This is a genomic window from Halobacillus sp. Cin3, assembly GCF_947311855.1.
Lineage (GTDB): Bacteria > Bacillota > Bacilli > Bacillales > Halobacillaceae > Halobacillus > Halobacillus kuroshimensis.
Genome location: NZ_CAMZMV010000003.1, coordinates 122,834 through 140,194, shown reverse-complemented (window position 1 = coordinate 140,194; position 17,361 = coordinate 122,834). Strand labels below are relative to the sequence as shown.

At 47.6% G+C, this 17,361-nt stretch carries 16 protein-coding genes; 4 read left to right on the top strand and 12 right to left on the bottom strand.

Annotated features, from left to right (window positions below; all coding sequences use genetic code 11):
* Positions 1-3: 3 nt before the first annotated feature.
* The 4 genes from glgA to glgB all read right to left on the bottom strand — a co-directional run bounded on the left by glgA (position 4) and on the right by glgB (position 5,727).
* A complete protein-coding gene (glgA, locus tag QMA39_RS11440) occupies positions 4-1,434 on the bottom strand; it encodes a glycogen synthase GlgA (RefSeq protein WP_027956769.1) in 1,431 nt (476 codons plus the stop codon).
* Between the two features lie 101 nt (positions 1,435-1,535).
* On the bottom strand, positions 1,536-2,642 hold the full coding sequence (gene glgD, locus QMA39_RS11435; protein WP_281658810.1) for a glucose-1-phosphate adenylyltransferase subunit GlgD: 1,107 nt from the start codon (positions 2,640-2,642) through the stop codon (positions 1,536-1,538).
* Positions 2,643-2,659: 17 nt separating this feature from the next.
* Positions 2,660-3,817, bottom strand: a complete 1,158-nt coding sequence (locus QMA39_RS11430) for a glucose-1-phosphate adenylyltransferase (protein WP_281658809.1) — start codon at positions 3,815-3,817, stop codon at positions 2,660-2,662.
* A complete protein-coding gene (glgB, locus tag QMA39_RS11425) occupies positions 3,814-5,727 on the bottom strand; it encodes a 1,4-alpha-glucan branching protein GlgB (protein WP_281658808.1) in 1,914 nt (637 codons plus the stop codon). The genes QMA39_RS11430 and glgB overlap by 4 nt, the downstream gene beginning before the upstream one ends.
* Positions 5,728-6,133: 406 nt before the next feature.
* Between glgB and QMA39_RS11420 the strand changes: the two genes are divergently transcribed.
* The 3 genes from QMA39_RS11420 (at position 6,134) to QMA39_RS11410 (ending at position 7,742) form a co-directional block, all read left to right on the top strand.
* Complete coding sequence (locus tag QMA39_RS11420; protein WP_027956773.1) at positions 6,134-6,550, top strand: DUF948 domain-containing protein; 417 nt, start codon at positions 6,134-6,136, stop codon at positions 6,548-6,550.
* 7 nt (positions 6,551-6,557) lie between these two features.
* On the top strand, positions 6,558-7,010 hold the full coding sequence (locus tag QMA39_RS11415; RefSeq protein WP_281658807.1) for a DUF948 domain-containing protein: 453 nt from the start codon (positions 6,558-6,560) through the stop codon (positions 7,008-7,010).
* Between the two features lie 219 nt (positions 7,011-7,229).
* Entirely contained in the window at positions 7,230-7,742 is a 513-nt protein-coding gene (locus QMA39_RS11410; RefSeq protein ID WP_281658806.1) for a hypothetical protein, read from the top strand.
* An 80-nt stretch (positions 7,743-7,822) separates the two neighbouring features.
* Here QMA39_RS11410 and QMA39_RS11405 read toward each other — a convergent pair whose 3' ends face one another.
* Positions 7,823-9,106, bottom strand: coding sequence for a globin-coupled sensor protein (locus tag QMA39_RS11405; protein ID WP_281658805.1), 1,284 nt, complete (start codon positions 9,104-9,106; stop codon positions 7,823-7,825).
* Positions 9,107-9,190: 84 nt separating this feature from the next.
* On the bottom strand, positions 9,191-9,619 hold the full coding sequence (locus QMA39_RS11400; RefSeq protein WP_281658804.1) for a MarR family transcriptional regulator: 429 nt from the start codon (positions 9,617-9,619) through the stop codon (positions 9,191-9,193).
* 121 nt (positions 9,620-9,740) lie between these two features.
* Between QMA39_RS11400 and QMA39_RS11395 the strand changes: the two genes are divergently transcribed.
* Positions 9,741-10,910: an MFS transporter gene (locus QMA39_RS11395; protein ID WP_281658803.1), complete on the top strand. Its 1,170-nt coding sequence runs from the start codon at positions 9,741-9,743 to the stop codon at positions 10,908-10,910.
* A 38-nt stretch (positions 10,911-10,948) separates the two neighbouring features.
* On the opposite strand, the gene QMA39_RS11390 is transcribed toward QMA39_RS11395, so the two are convergent.
* The 6 genes from QMA39_RS11390 to QMA39_RS11365 all read right to left on the bottom strand — a co-directional run bounded on the left by QMA39_RS11390 (position 10,949) and on the right by QMA39_RS11365 (position 17,348).
* Positions 10,949-11,116 carry a hypothetical protein gene (locus QMA39_RS11390; RefSeq protein ID WP_169516214.1) on the bottom strand — a complete coding sequence of 56 codons (168 nt, stop codon included), beginning with the start codon at positions 11,114-11,116 and terminating at the stop codon, positions 10,949-10,951.
* Between the two features lie 60 nt (positions 11,117-11,176).
* The gene (locus tag QMA39_RS11385) at positions 11,177-12,592 is read right to left on the bottom strand and encodes an NAD(P)H-binding protein (RefSeq protein WP_281658802.1); all 1,416 of its coding nucleotides are present in this window, start codon (positions 12,590-12,592) and stop codon (positions 11,177-11,179) included.
* Positions 12,593-12,978: 386 nt separating this feature from the next.
* A complete protein-coding gene (locus QMA39_RS11380; protein ID WP_281658801.1) occupies positions 12,979-14,286 on the bottom strand; it encodes a helix-turn-helix domain-containing protein in 1,308 nt (435 codons plus the stop codon).
* Between the two features lie 127 nt (positions 14,287-14,413).
* Complete coding sequence (pruA, locus tag QMA39_RS11375) at positions 14,414-15,961, bottom strand: L-glutamate gamma-semialdehyde dehydrogenase (RefSeq protein WP_027956042.1); 1,548 nt, start codon at positions 15,959-15,961, stop codon at positions 14,414-14,416.
* A gap of 30 nt (positions 15,962-15,991) precedes the next feature.
* The gene (locus QMA39_RS11370; RefSeq protein WP_281658800.1) at positions 15,992-16,909 is read right to left on the bottom strand and encodes a proline dehydrogenase; all 918 of its coding nucleotides are present in this window, start codon (positions 16,907-16,909) and stop codon (positions 15,992-15,994) included.
* Positions 16,910-17,162: 253 nt separating this feature from the next.
* Positions 17,163-17,348, bottom strand: a complete 186-nt coding sequence (locus QMA39_RS11365) for a YjzC family protein (RefSeq protein ID WP_281658799.1) — start codon at positions 17,346-17,348, stop codon at positions 17,163-17,165.
* Positions 17,349-17,361: the final 13 nt, after the last annotated feature.

The window sequence follows — 17,361 nt, the reverse complement described above, 5'->3', positions numbered from 1 at the left end:
GCTCTACCGGAACATCGTTTGATACAAATCCATGTACTGCTCCGCAGAGTTTTTCCAAGTGAACTTACTCTTGCAGATGTTTTTTACAAGATTCTGCCAAGAAGCAGGCTCCTGATAGAATTCGACAGCCCGGCGGATCGTGTACAGCATGTCGTGGGCGTTATAGTTTGTAAACGAAAATCCGTTCCCTTCCCCAGTCTCTTCATTATATGGCTGGACAGTGTCCACAAGTCCCCCTGTTTCCCTGACGATCGGAGCAGACAGATACCTTAAGGCAATCAGCTGGCCAATACCGCACGGTTCGAAACGGGAAGGCATGAGGAACATATCACTGGCCGCATAAATCTGACGGGATAATGGTTCTGAAAAACGGATATTCGCTGACATTTTTTCGGGGTGTCTGTGCTGTACCCATTGAAACAGCTGCTCATATTGATATTCACCCGTACCAAGCAGGACGACTTGAACATCATCATGATAGAGCAGCTCGTCAATCACCCTTCCGATCAAGTCGAACCCTTTTTGTTCCACCATTCTGGAAACGATGCCAATCATCGGTACTTCCTTACGTACAGGCAGACCTAATTCAGCCTGCAGCCACATCTTGTTCTGAGCCTTCTTGATCAGGGAGCTGCGATACGGAAAAGCAAGGGCTTCGTCTTTCATAGGGTTATAGTTATGCTCGTCGATGCCGTTGACGATTCCGATTAATTCGTCAGTCCGTTTTCTAAGTACTCCGTCTAGGTTTTCCCCATAATAGGGCGTTTGAATCTCTTTTGCATAAGTTTCGCTGACCGTTGTAATAAAATCGGCGTAGTTCAAAGCACCCTTCATGAAGTTGATGTTTCCGAAAAATTCGAACGCATCATCTCTCATCATGCTTTCATCAAAGTCCATGAGATCATGCAGGACGGACTGCGGATAAATCCCCTGATACTTCAAATTATGAATCGTGAAGACCGTTTTCATACCTTGAAGCTTTTCCACATCCTTATAGTGGGTATGTAGGTAGACAGGGATGAGACCGGTCTGCCAGTCATGGCAGTGCAGGATATCCGGAGTCCATTCCAGCGTGCAGATAAAGTCCATGACCGCTTTATTGAAGAAAACGAACCGCTCGGCTTCATCTCCATACCCATAAAGATTGGAACGTTTAAAATAATATTCGTTATCTATGAAATAGACGGGAATGCCCTCATAGTTGATATATTCGATTCCTGCATACTGGCTCCGCCACCCAAGCGTGATATCCAGTTCATCCAGGTGGGTCAGCTGTTCCTTCCAGTGATCATCCATGTTCTCATATTTCGGCAGGACGACACGGACATCGGCGCCCTGTTTTTTCAAGGCATGCGGCAGAGTACCGAGCACATCAGCAAGACCACCGGTTTTTACAAAAGGGGTGCATTCTGAACCAACCATTAAAATATTCACGTATATCCACTCCTTATCTTTGTTCAATCCATCACTTAACCACTGTTAAAGAAAAAGGACTGCCCGAGCGGTAAGGTCCAGACAGTCCCTGACAAAGGGGGTTACATTGATCGCCGCTTCGCTAGTACGTACGGCTTTTCAGGTGCTCCAATCAGCGTCTTCCCACTTGAAATGGTGCAATCCTTATCAAGAATGACATTTTCCAGGACCGCTCCTTCTTCGATTTCGCAGCGCTGCATGATGATGGAGTTTTTAACGACCGCCCCTTCTCCTACTTTGACACCGCGGAACAGGATGCTGTCCTCGACTTCTCCTTCAATGACACACCCGTTGGCCACCATCGTGTTTGTTACATGAGACGATTGGGTATAATTCGATGGAGCTTCGTTTTTCACCTTCGTGAAAATCGGGGCATCCTCTTTGAATAAATCATCATGCTCAGAGGCATTCAACAGCTTGGCGCTGTTGCGGTAATAACTTTCCACCGAATTGATCAGCGCATGAGTGCCGTGGTACTCATAAGCATTGATATGAATGTTCGGAAGCTTTCCTTTGATCCCATCCAGGAAGAAGTTGGAGCATCCGTGAGCAATGCACTTTTCAATCAGGTTGTATAAAAATTCTTTGTCAATGATGTACATATCCATATAGACGTTATGGCTGCTTCGATCATTGTGAATATTCGTCACACGGTTATTCCCATCGATATCAAGCTTGTGAGCGCGTTCATGCTCGGAATACATTTCGTCCACTTTTTTATAAATGACCGTTACGTCCGCCCCTGATTCCTTGTGCTCCTGCAGGACATCCTGATAATCGATGTTGCAGATGTGCTGGGATCCGGAGATGACGATATAATCCGCCAGAGTCCGGTTGATGAAATCGATGTTGTTATGGAAATGCTGCAGATCCCCGCGGGAAATATCTGTCGGATCATTCCAGTCAGGGGGCAGGATGAAAAGGCCGCCCCGCTTGCGGTCCAGATCCCACGCTTTTCCTTGTTCGAGATGGTCCATCAGCGAACGGTATTTTCTTCTCGCAAAGACAGCTACGGATTCAATCCGGGAGTTGGTCATATTGGAAATAGCGAAATCAATCATCCGGTAGCGTCCGGCAAAAGGAACCGCTGCCCCGCAGCGGAAGTACGTAAGTTCATCGAGCATATCCTGCTCATGGTCCAGGTTAATAATTCCAGCGATACGATCCATAATATCCTCCTCAAAAATCAGTTTGTAGCATAGCTTGTTGCCAGAACACTTCCTTCATCTGCCACCAGCGTGATTTCGCTGTCTGGTGAAGGATCACCGATCACGGCTCCATCCTCAATCACTGTTCCTTTTGAGATGATGGCACGGTTGATCGTGACATTTCTGCCGATTTTGACATCCGGCATGATGACAGAATCTTTCACAACGGAGGATTCACAAACGTGAACACCATAGAAAATCACCGATGTATCCACTTTGCCGTAAATCCGGCACCCTTCATTAATCAGCGCATTCTTCACCGTAGCCGATGGAGCAATATACTGCGGCGGCTGGTTTGGGTTTTTCGAATAGATCCGCCATCTGGAATCACTAAGGTTCAATTCAGGATTTCTCTTAAGCAGGTCCATGTTGGCTTCCCAAAGGCTGTCGACCGTTCCGACATCCTTCCAATAACCATCAAATGTATAGGCCATCATCTTTTTATAATCATTAAGAAGAGCTGGAATGATATCCTTCCCGAAATCATGGGAGGAATCTTCTTTTTCCGCATCATCAATCAAGTACTGCTTCAGTACATCCCAGCGGAAAATGTAGACACCCATGGAGGCCAGGTTGCTCTTCGGATATTCAGGTTTCTCATCAAATTCTGTAATCTTCCCGTTGTCGTCGGCGTTCATAATTCCAAAACGGCTCGCTTCCTCCCACGGAACTTCAATAACAGAAATCGTCACGTCCGCATCCGTTTCCTTATGGTAATCAAGCATCGCGCCGTAATCCATCTTATAAATATGATCCCCGGACAGGACCAGGACGTGCTCCGGATCATACTGATTCAGGAATTTCAGGTTGCGGTAGATGGCATTCGCCGTCCCTGTATACCAGCCGCCGCCTTCCGACTGCATAAATGGAGGGAGCACCGACACACCGCCGAATTTACGGTCCAGGTCCCATGTATCTCCAATGCCGATGTAATCATTTAAAATAAGCGGCTCGTACTGGGTAAGTACGCCTACTGTATCAATGCCTGAATTCGTACAATTGCTCAGCGGAAAATCAATGATCCGGTATTTACCGCCGAAATATACGGCAGGTTTGGCGATCTGTTTCGTCAATGATTTCAATCTGGTCCCCTGCCCACCAGCTAGAAGCATCGCTACACATTCTTTATTTTTCATGATTCTCCTCCTTGATTTACTGATGTTCTTTTCAGGAAGCTCACACCGAGCGGGGGAACCGTCATGGTGACATGCTGGTTCTGGCCCTGCCATGGAGAGGATATCGTGTCCAGGGGCAGTCCGTTTCTCTGACCGGAACCACCAAAGTGCTCCGCGTCACTCGAGAAAATTTCCTCGTATGAGCCTTGTTCAGGCACTCCGACTTTATATTCGTGGTAGACCTCCGGAGTGAAGTTGCATACTATGACTAATTGATCGTTTGATGTCCGGCTGTTCCGTACAAAAGATATAATGCTTTGCTCATAGTTATTCGGATCGATCCATGTGAACCCTTCTGGTTTGTGATCGAGCTCCCACAATGCAGGCATATCCTGATACATCTGGTGAAGCTGTTTCGTGTACTCCAAAATGGAGGCGTGGGAGTCGTAGTCCAGCAGCTCCCAGTCCAGATCCTCCAAGTCCTTCCACTCGTCGAATTGTCCGAATTCACCTCCCATAAATAGAAGCTTCTTACCGGGATGGGCGTACATATAAGCGAGAAATGCACGCAGGTTGGCGAATTTCTGCCAATAGTCGCCCGGCATTTTATTTAATAACGATTTCTTTCCATGGACGACTTCGTCATGAGAAATCGGTAATACAAAGTTCTCGGAAAAGGCGTAATGAAGAGAAAAGGTAATTAAATTATGATGGTACTTCCGGTGGATCGGGTCCATTTCCATATACTTGAGCATGTCATTCATCCAGCCCATGTTCCACTTGTAATTGAACCCGAGTCCGCCGATATGTGTCGGTGCACTGACAAGCGGCCAGGACGTCGATTCCTCCGCCATCATCAGCGTATCCGGAACTTCTTCAAAAACGGCTTTATTCATTTTTCTGATGAAATCGATGGCCTCAATATTTTCACGCCCGCCGTATTCATTCAGCTCCCACTCTCCGTCTTCCTTACCGAAGTCGAGGTAGAGCATACTGGCAACAGCGTCCACACGCAGGCCGTCCAGGTGATATTCTTTCAGCCAGTACACAGCATTGGAGATGAGAAAGCTCTGTACTTCGTTTCTGGCGAAGTCGAACGTAAGCGTCCCCCACTGTGTTTTCTCAGCTTTACTAGGGTTGGCATATTCATAAAGCGCTTCCCCGTCAAACCTGCGAAGTCCATGTTCATCCTTGCAGAAGTGGCCCGGTACCCAGTCCAATATGACACCGATTCCAGATTTGTGACATTGATCGACAAAATACTTGAAGTCATCCGGGGTGCCGTAACGGGAGGTCACGGAAAAGTATCCGGTCGCCTGATAACCCCAGGAGCGGTCAAACGGATGCTCTGTCATGGGTAGAAGTTCGATATGGGTATAGCCGAGTTCTTTCACATAAGGAATCACCATATCTGCATATTCACGGAAATTGTAAAAAACCTCCGGCTCTATGTACTTCCAGGACCCTAAATGAAGTTCATAGATCGACATGGGTGATTCATAGGGATTACGTCCTTTCCGCTGGTTCATCCAGTCATGGTCGCCCCATGCATAATCATCCAGCGGATAGACAACCGAAGCGGTATTTGGACGGAGTTCGCTTGAAAATGCATACGGATCAGCTTTCAAGCGGAGATGTCCGTGAGGAGTTAAAATTTCGTATTTATAAATCGTTCCTTTTTCCAAGCCGGGAAGAAAAGCGATCCACACGCCGTTGTCATTGATCTTTTCCATCGGGTGTTCCCGTCCGTCCCAGTTGTTAAATGGACCGACGACACTGACCTTAACGGCGTTCGGAGCCCAGACGGCAAAACGGATGCCCTGCTCTCCGTTCCTCGTATCCGGATGGGCCCCCAGCAGTTTGTGGCTGTACCGGAGATTCCCCTCATGGAATAAATAAATATCATGTTCTAAAGATGTACCCTGGATCACACCATCACTCCTCGTCTCAATAATCAAACTTTATGACTAGACCAGCTGCCTATCAATCAATTCGGAAACGTTTGTTATCTCCTATATTCATCATAAAATCACCTGTATAGATTTACAATTGCAATTGATGAAAATATTCTGAAAAGTTTTGTCGAAAAATGTCGAATAACCATGGCGTCCGTCCATTTGTTAACTTTTCGTTAAGAACCTTTTTAAGTAAGCGTTTACATATTTTGTTCTATTCCCCGGCTTACAAAAATAGAAACCACCGATTCTCTGAGTCTATGGGCCCCCTCCCTTTATCTTCTATCAAGGGCTGGCAGATTTTTTCTTTTCAAGAAGCGTTTCAGCAAAAAAGAATAGTGGTATAGCTTTTACAAACCGAATTTAAGAGAGGTGGAACGAGATGTCATTAGCAGGACTTGGACTACTCATCATCGCAATTGCCTTTGCCTTCATCAGTATCTTTGTTGTGAAAACATTAAAGACAGCATCCCATACGATGTCCAGTGTTTCCCAAACACTGGAGAAAGTGGAAGGCCAGATTCAGGGGATTACCTCCGAATCAGAAAGCCTGTTGAAAAAAACCAATTCAATGGCGGCTGATCTTGAAGAGAAAACCCAGAGCATCAACGGGTTGATGGATGCCGTCAACAATGTGGGATCGACCGTAGGAAATGTGAACAGTTCCCTTCAAGGGGTTTCAGAAAGTGTGGCCCACGCCTCCCACGAGCGTAATGAGAACGTCATTAAAGCCATGCAGTGGGGCGATGCAGCCATTGATTTATATGTAAAATGGAAACGAAAGAAAATAAAGGAGTGAGGTTGGCATGGATTTTCTAGGAATCGGCGTACTCATCATCGGAATCGCTTTTGCCGTGGTCTCTATTTTTCTTATTAAAACTCTCAATAACCTTGCCGGTGTTTTAAGCGGTGTCCGCGAAACTGTGGATCAGCTCCCGGAACAATTGGACTCCGTCATGAAGGAAACGACCGGCGTTCTGCATAACAGTAATGATACACTGGCCGATGTGAATGAAAAGATTAAAGCATTGAGCCCGTTATTCTATATCGTTGGAGATATTGGAGAATCCTCCAGGAAGCTCACTTCTTCTCTTGTAGATATGACCTCTTCCTTGAAGAATACCACCTTTGAAGGAGAGCAGAAGATTAATGAAGAAGGCTGGCGGGGCATTTATGGAGCGCTTGCCATGACCTATTACCTGTCTCAGAAAAGAAAAGCGCTCAAATCAGCAGCCCAGCTGGATCGTACGACATCATGAAGACTCTTGAATGGGTATCAGGATTGACGGCAGGTGCTCTGACAGGCATACTTATCAACTCCCTCACGCGTGATCCATCCGTTGCCAAAATGAAGGTGGAGCGTAAAAAGGGTGAGTTTTATCAGACGGGTAAAATTCAATATGAAGACATTCAGACTGCCAGAGAAACAATGAGGAATGAAGCTCAAAAAAATATAAGGATAGAAAGGTGATTCAATTATGACAACTCAACAGACGACCAAAAAAAGCGGGAGCAAAAAGCTTCCCATCGCTATTGTAACCGGAGCTCTTATCGGAGGAGCGATTGTTCTGGCCAAAGACCCTGAACAACGCCGCCGTTTGAAAGAAGGATCCCGCGCGAAGAAGGATTCTGTAGCGGAATACGCTTCCGAGGTAAAGGAAAATCCATCAGAGAAAAAAGATGACCTTGTTACACGTGTCCGTAATATCGTCAATATCGCATCTGAAGCGGCTGCCACCGTGCAGGAGGTCTTCAACAACCAAGGCAGAGAAATCACCGACAAAGTGAAGGACATCAAAGAAGAGTCTGAAGAAATTGTTTCCACAGCTAAAGATGCCGGCGAAGAACTGCAGGAAGTCGGAGACAAAGCCAGAGAAGCGAAAGAAGAGCTTTCCAGCGATGAGGAAGAGCAGACTACTCCAACAGCAGGAAAAGCCTTCACCCCTTCCAATACACAGGACAACGTCACTGAAATCAATACACGCTCTTAATAGAAGAAGTCCCTGAGACAGCCGTCTCAGGGACTTTTTTTAAGGAAACACTAAAAGGCTTCCCCTTACGGACAGATCATTTAATCAGTCATGGCTGTCAACTGCTGGGAAGAAGCCGCTACTTTACCAACGGCATCATTGATTTCATCAATAACGTACGAAAAATGCTGCAGCTCCTCTTCCATACTTGCATTGTAGGCTTTGTTCTGCCCCATCGCCGTAACAATTTCCGTAAAGAAGTGATTGATCTGCTCCATACTGTCCGCACCCTCTGCAATCATCTCATCGATACTGCCTACATGGCCGGACACGTTATGGATCTGTCCACTTGTAGAATGAATCAACTGGGAAACTTCTGCCGCAGAGGTTTGCGTCTGCTCCGATAATTTACGTACTTCAGCGGCTACAACCGTAAACCCTGCTCCATGCTCCCCTGCACGCGCAGCTTCAATCGAAGCATTCAGAGACAACAGGTTGGTCTGTTCAGCGATGGAAGAAACGATCGTCACAATTTTACTGATTTCTTCAGCGATCCGGCTCAATTTTTCCATATCCCCGGAGATTTCCCTGATGGTCTGCTGAATCTGATTCATCTGCCGCTGGTGTACTTCCAGCTGCTTCTTGCCATCAAGCGACTGCTGCTCCACTTGACGGGCCACCGCTGTTCCATTTTTAGAGTCCGTGACCATTTTTTCCGTTTGATCGGTCAGCTGTTCTGTAGAAGCACTGGCTTGCTGGGAAACAGCAGCCACTTCAGCGGACATCTGGTCCACTTTTAGGTAGGCTTCCTCTCTTTTCTCTATTTCTTTTTCCCGTAAGGCATCCGCTTCTCTTTGAAACATTTCCAGGACGAGCTGCTGTTCGATGCTCAGTATTTTTGTCGTCGCTGCAACCGCCTGCCGGTAGTCGTCTTCTTCCAAATGCCTGTCGTATACCTCCAGGAATGAGAGCAGTAAGTCCTGAAAGGCAGACATGTACCATTTGGGCTCCAAACCGATTTTCAAGTGTACCGCGGCAATCCGCTTCCTTTTTTCAATATAAGCCTCATCGATGACGCCCGAAAACATCTCTTCCATATGAACAGCCAGTGTTTTCCGCAGGCGGTCAACGGTACTGTGGTCCTTAATCATTTGCTGAAGCATCGGCACGCTTTCGAGATTCACGTAAAATTTCTTCACAATCGCTTCCATTTCCTCGCTCACCATCGGCTGCAGGTCCTGCAAAACAGCGAGGTCGTCTGCCGTCAGCTGAATCATTTCACACTGACGATGAATATCTGAACCTTCAGGGACGTCGATCACCCCTGTCCTTCCCTCTCCCAGCTTCTTACGCACGGCCTCTTTTCTCTTATTCAACCATCCCATATCAAATCCCCCTGCATGTCTTTTTTTCTTATATCGTCGTTTTTGTAAAAACAGTTAAGGGGGAAAAGGCAGACAGTGGCTCCGCTAGTCCTCCAGGTGGTTTTTGATTTTTTTCAGCATCTCCTGCATCTGCTTGATTTCTGTGGGTGTCAGTGGATGGGTCACTTCGCTTTCTAAGTCGTAACGGATGTGCTGAAGCTGTTCCTTCCGCTCTTTACCAAGAGACGTTAAATGAATCAGTTTCGTACGGGCATCCTTTTCAATCGATGCTTTATAAACCAGACCTTTTTGAATAAGGATATCAATCAGCTTGGACAAGGAAGAAGCTTTGATACCAAGCTCTTTCTGCAGATAAGACTGCGTCACCCCATCCTTTTCGTAAAGAACGAACATGACATTCACATGAGAAACGCTCAAATCTTCCTTTTGGAGCCTTTCGTTCTGCAGTTGTTTGATGGAATGGGATATTTTCTGAATCTGATAGCCAATATCCTCATTGTGTGATTCGTTCATCGCGTTCACCCTTTCTGCCGCTATTTTATCATAAATAGATTTCATTGAACGATCATTTAATTAGTTTCCTAACTAAATTTATGTTATGATGAATTCCGAATTGTTAAAGGAGGTATGTACGATGAAACCATTATCCAAAGCGGGAGTTTTTGCCTTAATGCTCGCGGCCAGCCTGACCGTTATGGTCGGCAGCGCCATTACTCCCGCCTTACTCGATATATCCCAGCACTACAATATGGAGGACTCAGCTGCCTGGCTGACGACACTCCCTTCGCTCGGCGTTGTCCTGTTCGCTCCGCTTGCCGGTAAATTCATCGACAAGTCCGGACCCTACAGAGCTTTGTGTACCGGACTGATTTTATACGGAGGATTGGGAATAACCGCCATCTGGCTGGACGGGACTGTGTTGGTCTTAGCCGACCGCATTCTCCTCGGCGGGGCAACGGCTGTCGTGATGTCTTCGGCTACCGGGCTGCTTGCCGAATTTTTTGAAGGAGAGAAGCGCCTGAAGATGATGGCTCTGCAGGGCATGTCCATTGAAGCTGGGGGCATCATCTTCCTGAGTATCGGAGGCATCCTCGGAAGTTTCGGATGGCAGTTCCCCTTCCTGTTGTATCTTCTCGGTTGGATCGCTCTTGTTTTTCTATTGTCTTTCGTTCCATTTACAAAAAAAGAAACCGCAGAGGAAGCAGAAGCAGATGAGGGTTCTTCTTCAGAAAAAATCTGGCCTGTGTTGTTATCCGCTATGCTCGCCATGACCATCTTTTTTGTAACGATGGTCTCTGTGCCCTTTTACCTGGCCGAGCACTTTCACATGACTTCCACAGGAACGGGATACTTTATGGCGATGATCTCTCTTGTCGCCGTCATATCAGCGAGCCAGATGCCTAAGGTGGTCAACAAAATCAGTGACTACTCCACGTTGATGACCGGATTCTTTTTATTCGGAGGCGGCTATCTGCTGCTTGGGCTGAATCAGACCTCCCTTCTGCTTGCCGTAGGGGCTGGGATTTTGATTGGTTTTGGATTTGGCTTTACCATTCCCCTTGCCAACCATATGACCGTGGAAAAAAGCAGCACGGCCAACCGCGGGAAAAATCTCGCCTACTTTTCTTCCGCTGTTTTTCTTGGACAGTTTTTATCGTCCTTTGTAGACAGCATTTCCGACAATCTGTCCATCGTCTACCTTTTAACGGCTTCGGCCGGATTGTTGATCAGCGCCATTTACTTCATCACATTGAAAAATGTGCGCACGGGAGTGCAGAAGATGAAATCCCCTTCTGAAGGGTGACAAGCAAAAGGCCTGTCCATGAATGGACAGGCCTTTTCTTATGCGTCGCCTTTATAGCCAAGGCGGGCACGGTCGATATATTCATCCGGCTCGGAGCCGAACTCAGTACTGTGGTTCTTAAATTGAGCCAGCCGCCCGTTCCGTTGCTCACCGTGACTTTTGCGTTCCTTGAACTGCCGGTCGTGCTTTTTGTCCTTTTTGCTCATCCCAATCACCTCATACAGGCTTAAGTGTTACACGCTTAGTTTTGGAAAAGCGGTCAACGCTTATGCATGATGAAGAACGGTGGAACTTCCCCATTTCTCCAAATGCTTCCTGAATAAGGCCATCACCACAAGGTGCGCTTTCGCCTGGGTGTATTTATAGAAAAACCAGGGCAGCGAAGGCATGTAGTCGTGAATCGCTACAATGGCTTCCTGACGGCCGGGAATCTTTCTGAATTCCAGACGGCCGCGCACATTTTTTCCGCTGTCGGCGAGCATACCTCCGGAAATGTAATAAAGAGCACGGTCCCGGGTACTCCTGTCTTTCGCATAATCAAAGGATAAAAGCGGAGACTGATTAAAGATGACCCCGATCTTACAGCAGTTGTCTTCATCCACTTCCGTTTTCACCCATGGATTGAGTGTGTTTTCCAGCCATTTCACATAGTAACGCCCAACCCAGTCTGCATCATATCCTTCTGGAATCGGAATACGCTGGACAGACCGGACATCCTGCTGCATCGGTTGAAACATCGGAAGGGCTCTCTTTCCATCTTTGTTTTCTTCTTCCTTTTCAAGAGCTTCCCTGGCCGCTTCTTCAAAAGAAATGCGGCCTTCACTTAACCCTTCCACTTTATTTTCCTCTTGTGTGACCATAGGATGGGTCAAGCTTTCAATCAGGGGATACACCATTTCCTTCGGCGAACCCGTGACAAGGCGCACCCACAATTTGGAGAGTTCAACGGTTAAAAAAGGAACGTTAATGGTGAGCGGGTTTCTACCCATAACAGCAGCCGTCCGTTTCATCATCGTCTCGTAGGTCATAACATCCGGACCGCCCACGTCTACCGGGCGTCCTTTCACCTCTTCATTTCCAATGCTGCTGTCGAGGGCATGCAGGACATCCGGGAGGGCAATCGGCTGGGTTTTCGTCCGGGTCCACTTTGGCAGAATCATGAACGGCAGCCGTTTAACCAGCTTTTTCAGAATCGGGAAGGAAGATCCTTTCGGCCCCACAATCAGCCCCGCTCGTATCGTGGTCACCGGCACTCCGTAGGCTCCAAGAATTTCTTCCACTTCCAGGCGGCTCTTCAAGTGTCGGGACAGCTTCTTTTCCTGCTCCGGGATGATACCGCTCAAGTAGATGATTTGGCGGACGCCTTGTTTCTTTGCAGCCTGGGCAAAGTTATCAGCTAAAATGACATCCATATCTTCAAACTTTCCCTGGGTCAGCTTCGCAGAAGGCAGCATGGAATGAACGAGGTAGACCGCGATGTCCGCCCCCTCCAGGCCTTTTTCAGCATCCACCATGGAGTAAAGGTCACAGGAACGCCATGTCACCTGCTCCTCATCATCTTTTTGGTCACCGCTTCTGGAAAGGGCAATGATATCGGCGTGCTTTCTCAACTTTTCCATCAGGTTCTGTCCTATATATCCACTCGCGCCTGCAAGCGCAATGACCGGTCTTTTTTCTGCCATGCTCGTCACGTCCTTTCAGGTATAGTGTACGTGTACCCGGTCTGTCATCACTCTTAACCCTCCAAGAACGTATATAAAAAAGGTGAACCGCCCACACAGGCAGTCCCCCTTCTCACGCTGTCCAGATTCGCATCCGATTTTCCCACTCTGGAAAGAGAATCCACTTTTATCTTCCCTGAATGAATAAGCAAACCAACATTGTAAAGACACCCTTCCGCTCCCCCCTCGTGTTACGTGGAGCGTTCGGTGGTGACGCCTGCGGGAACAGCGCGAGCCGAAGATCCACTGGATCAAGTGTTCTTCTTGATCCAGTTAGCTGAGGCCGTGCCCGCGGCAAGCATCCACCGATAAGTGGAGCGTACCCATCACTCTTATGTGCAGATCGTTCACGACCTTAGTGCTGACTGGTAACGTTTGTAGTAGTGTTCGACGTTATTCAGGAGCAGGAGCTCTGTATAAAGGTAAGCTTTCATGTTGAAGTCCTGGAAATCGATGGTCGTCATTTCCTGGATCTGTTTGATCCGGTAATTGAGTGTATTGGGATGGATAAACAATTCGCCGGCGGTCTGCTTTCCTTTCCCATTGTTAGCAAGATAGGTTTCCAATGTGAGCAGAAGTTCCGTCTGTTTATCCATATCATTTTTCATCAGGGCCAGCAGATCTTCACTGTAATAATCCTCGGAACTGTTTTTTTCATAAAGGGCGGCCAGGTATCTGTACAGGCCGAGCGTCGCGAATTCCCGCGGCATCGTTTCCGGTCGGGGGTTAATGAAGTTGGCTGTTTCAATGACCTCGAGCGCCTCCAAAAAACTTTTCCTCATCAAGGACAATGTTGTATATTCCTTGCCGACGCCAATCAGGAAATGATAAAACGCTTCTTCTCCTGTTTCTTTTTTCACTTCCTCAATAAAATCCCTCGCTGTCGACCTTGATGAAAAGCGGTCGGACGCCTTTCCCTCCACGAGCAGAATAAGCTGGAATTCTGTTTTCAGCACATACATCGGCCGGGTGATGCGGAAGCGGTGCACCGTTTGTAGAAGATCATCAAGCATGCTCTTGTACTGAGGAGCGGTGACCGAAAAAACCACGACGGAAAAACGGTCGGCCAGATTCAGTTTGGCGAGGGCTGCTTCGTGACGGAACTGGCTTTCACTGCCGTACTCATGCTGCAGCAGCTGCCACAAAAGCTCCTCTTTCCGTCCTTCCTTGGCGTTGTCTCTCATGAACTGATCATAAATGAGTCTGCCTATATGGTTGGTAATGTCCTCAAGGAACTGAAAGTCCGCATCATCCAGCAGCTGGTCGGCCTCCTGCACCCAGACATACCCCATCGTATGATTCAGGTGCCTGGCTGCCACGACGACACGCTGCTGGAAGCCAAGCTCTTCCATCGGATGGACACGGATCGGGTCCGGCTGCATTTCCAGACGCTGGACGATGCCCTCTTTTTTCAAACGGTCAATAATGAAGATCGGGCATTTTTTGGATAGAATGGTTTTCTGCTGAGTTTGATCGAAATCATCATGGGTCGAGCTGTAGGCGATCAACTCAAAGTTTTTGTTTTCAATAATCACAGGCTTACCCAGTCTGGAGCTCAGCAGCTCCGTCGCTTTATGGATATCTTCTGCCTGCAGAATCCTATCTTTAACTTCCATGGGAATCCTAACCTTTCTAAGTAGGCTGAATGTCTTCATTCGTTACCCTCCATTATATCGGTTGTCACTGGAAAGAAAAAGAAAATGGTCAAAGGGGCGGGGAAAAGAGCGGACTTCCTTCAAATAAAAAAGGCTCCCCTGAACGGAGAGCCTTTATGAGCATGGTTTAAAACTTCTCGGAAATGGTTTTCGCCTGCATGTGAAGGGCAATATAATCAGGCCCGCCGGCTTTAGAATCTGTACCGGACATCTTGAAGCCGCCGAACGGCTGGTAACCGACAATGGCACCTGTGCAGTTACGGTTGAAATATAGATTCCCGACGTGAAAATCGTATTTCGCTTTTTCAAGATGGGCGCGGTTATCGGAAATGACGGCTCCTGTCAGGCCATATTCGGTATTGTTGGCAATATCAATCGCTTCATCAAAGTCTTTCGCTTTTGTAAAGCAGACGACAGGTCCGAAGATTTCCTCCTGCTGCATGCGGGAATTTGGATCAAGATCGGCAAAGATGGTCGGGTTGATGAAGTACCCTTTGGAGTCGTCTCCTTTGCCACCGGTGACAAGGCGACCTTCCTCCTTGCCGATTTCCATATAGCTCATGATTTTGTCATAAGCTCCCTGATCGACGACAGGACCCATGTAGACATTTTCTTCAGAAGCGTTGCCGACCGTTAATTTTTCAGTGGCTGCTTTGACTTTTTCCAATACTTCGTCATACACATCTTCGTGAACGACCGCACGGGAGCCGGATGAGCATTTCTGTCCGGAAAAGCCGAACGCCGAAACGACGATCGCATCGACAGCTGTATCAATGTCTGCCTCTTTGTCGACGACAACCGTATCCTTACCGCCCATTTCAGCAATCACCTGTTTCAAGTGATTCTGACCTGGCTGGCGGACGGAAGCCCGTTCCATGATACGCAGACCGACATCGCGGGAGCCCGTAAAGGAAATCAATGCGGTTTTCGGATGATCGACGAGATAGTCGCCGACTTCGCCGCCGCTTCCCGGTACAAAGTTCAGGACGCCTTTCGGAAGCCCGGATTCTTCCAGTACTTCTACAAACTTAGCAGCGATGACGGCACTGTTACTGGCCGGTTTCATAACCACCGTGTTACCAGCTACAAGCGGAGCGACGGTTGTACCTGCCATGATGGCAAGGGCCAGGTTCCAAGGCGGGATGACGACTGTCACGCCGATCGGCTGGTAAACATAGCGGTTTTCTTCGCCCGGACGGCTTTCTATTGCTTTTCCTTCTTTCAGCTCAATCATCTGACGGCCGTAATACTCAAGAAAATCGATTGCTTCAGCTGTATCCGCATCAGCTTCCTTCCATGGCTTACCGACTTCATAGACAAGATAGGAAGAGAACTCGTGCTTACGGCGGCGGATTTTGGAAGCGGCGCGGAATAGAATCTCTGCACGTGCCCTTGGATCCCATTTTCTCCAGTCTTCAAAAGCGTCGGAAGCAGACTGTACCGCTTTTTCCGCCAGCTCCTGATTCGCTTTCGAAATCGTACCCACAACCTGCTTCGTGTTCGCCGGGTTGGTGGATGTAATCGTATCATCTGTCCGGACACGCTCTCCGTTAATCAGAAGGTCATGGTGCTGCCCCAGCTGCTCCTTGACCTGCTTCAATGCATCTTCAAAGGCTTTCTTGTGCTCCTGCTGTTCAAAATCCGTGAATGGTTCGTGTTTGTAAGGCTGTACCATAATAATATTCCCCTTTCTGATTGTGTGGTTTTATTTAGAGAAAATCCCTTTAACGGCAAAGGCAATGTTGGCCGGACGCTCGGCTAAACGCCGCATGAAATATCCGTACCAGTCCTCGCCATAGGGAAGATACACGCGTACTTTATATCCTTCTTCCACCAGATCCTTCTGCATTTGGTTCCGCATGCCGTACAGCATTTGAAACTCAAACTGTTCACGCGGAATGCTGTGCTCTTCTGCGAGAGCTTTTGTATACTCGACAATCCGGTCATCGTGACTGGCGACAGCCGTGTAATGGCCGTTCAGAAGGTTTTTCTTGATCAGGTGCTTCAAGTTATCATCCACCAGCTTCTTCTCAGAAAAGGCGACTTTCGGTGATTCTTTATAGGCCCCTTTTACAAGACGAAGATAAGGATCGCAGTCATTCAGGGCATCCAGATCTTCATCAGAACGGTATAAGTAAGATTGAACGACCGTGCCGAGATTTGGATACTTCTCCTTCAATTCTCTATAAATATCAAGAGTCTCCCCGCATCTGGAGGAGTCCTCCATATCGATGGTGACCGTAATATCGTGCTTCTCCGCTTCCTTCAAGATCAGGGACAAATTCTCGATAACGAGGTCCCGGCTGATATCCAGTCCCAGAGAAGTAAGCTTAAGCGAAACTTCTGATCGAAGTCCTCCGGAAGCAATCTGCTGGATGGTCCGGATACACTCTCCGGCGCGGTCTCTCGACTCTTCTTCACAATCTACAAATTCCCCTAAATGGTCGACAGTGACCTCGAGCCCGTCATGGTTTAACTGCTGTATAATTGGAATTGCGTGGGTGAACGTCTCTCCCCCCACGATCTTGTCAGCCCCGAACTTAGCGCCAAAACGCTTTGCAAAGCGGTCTAACAGCTTGTTGTTGGAGAGGTATAAGAAAAAATTCTTGCTGATGGCTTCCAAGAACACCACACCCTTTCATCATTCTCCTATCGATTACCATGCGGGCCGTTTAGGTGGAATGTCGTATTTTAATTGTTAAGAAAATTGTAACGAATAACGCTTACATAAAACAACGTGCACCAACCACAAAGATAAGCACGGCAATTTAGTGTTTAAGCACAATAGATCGCTTTTCACACTCCGACTACTATATTGATAAAATAAATAAGACCCACCGGATGAACCTTTCCGGGGGTCTTATTCACTTTTCACGCTACGCTTTTTTCCAATAGGCCGCTTCCTTATTGGAGCGGATCGGCGGGAACTGACCCCCGTTTTCCAGTTCGATATGTTTTTCGTCTTCGGTTACGTCGTTTTCACTGCCTCCATCAACTAACCCATCGAATTGATATGTTCCTTTTTCAGGTGCTTTTTCGCCAGTCTTAAAACGGTCTGCCATCTTAAAAAACTCC

Coding starts and splice junctions, on each gene's coding strand:
- QMA39_RS11420 (WP_027956773.1), top strand. CDS start 6,134: ATGTCATTAGCAGGACTTGGACTACTCATCATCGCAATTGCCTTTGCC.
- QMA39_RS11385 (WP_281658802.1), bottom strand. CDS start 12,592: ATGGCAGAAAAAAGACCGGTCATTGCGCTTGCAGGCGCGAGTGGATAT.
- QMA39_RS11380 (WP_281658801.1), bottom strand. CDS start 14,286: ATGAAGACATTCAGCCTACTTAGAAAGGTTAGGATTCCCATGGAAGTT.
- QMA39_RS11395 (WP_281658803.1), top strand. CDS start 9,741: ATGAAACCATTATCCAAAGCGGGAGTTTTTGCCTTAATGCTCGCGGCC.
- QMA39_RS11415 (WP_281658807.1), top strand. CDS start 6,558: ATGGATTTTCTAGGAATCGGCGTACTCATCATCGGAATCGCTTTTGCC.
- glgD (WP_281658810.1), bottom strand. CDS start 2,642: ATGGATCGTATCGCTGGAATTATTAACCTGGACCATGAGCAGGATATG.
- QMA39_RS11405 (WP_281658805.1), bottom strand. CDS start 9,106: ATGGGATGGTTGAATAAGAGAAAAGAGGCCGTGCGTAAGAAGCTGGGA.
- QMA39_RS11365 (WP_281658799.1), bottom strand. CDS start 17,348: ATGGCAGACCGTTTTAAGACTGGCGAAAAAGCACCTGAAAAAGGAACA.
- QMA39_RS11410 (WP_281658806.1), top strand. CDS start 7,230: ATGACAACTCAACAGACGACCAAAAAAAGCGGGAGCAAAAAGCTTCCC.
- QMA39_RS11390 (WP_169516214.1), bottom strand. CDS start 11,116: ATGAGCAAAAAGGACAAAAAGCACGACCGGCAGTTCAAGGAACGCAAA.
- QMA39_RS11400 (WP_281658804.1), bottom strand. CDS start 9,619: ATGAACGAATCACACAATGAGGATATTGGCTATCAGATTCAGAAAATA.
- QMA39_RS11430 (WP_281658809.1), bottom strand. CDS start 3,817: ATGAAAAATAAAGAATGTGTAGCGATGCTTCTAGCTGGTGGGCAGGGG.
- pruA (WP_027956042.1), bottom strand. CDS start 15,961: ATGGTACAGCCTTACAAACACGAACCATTCACGGATTTTGAACAGCAG.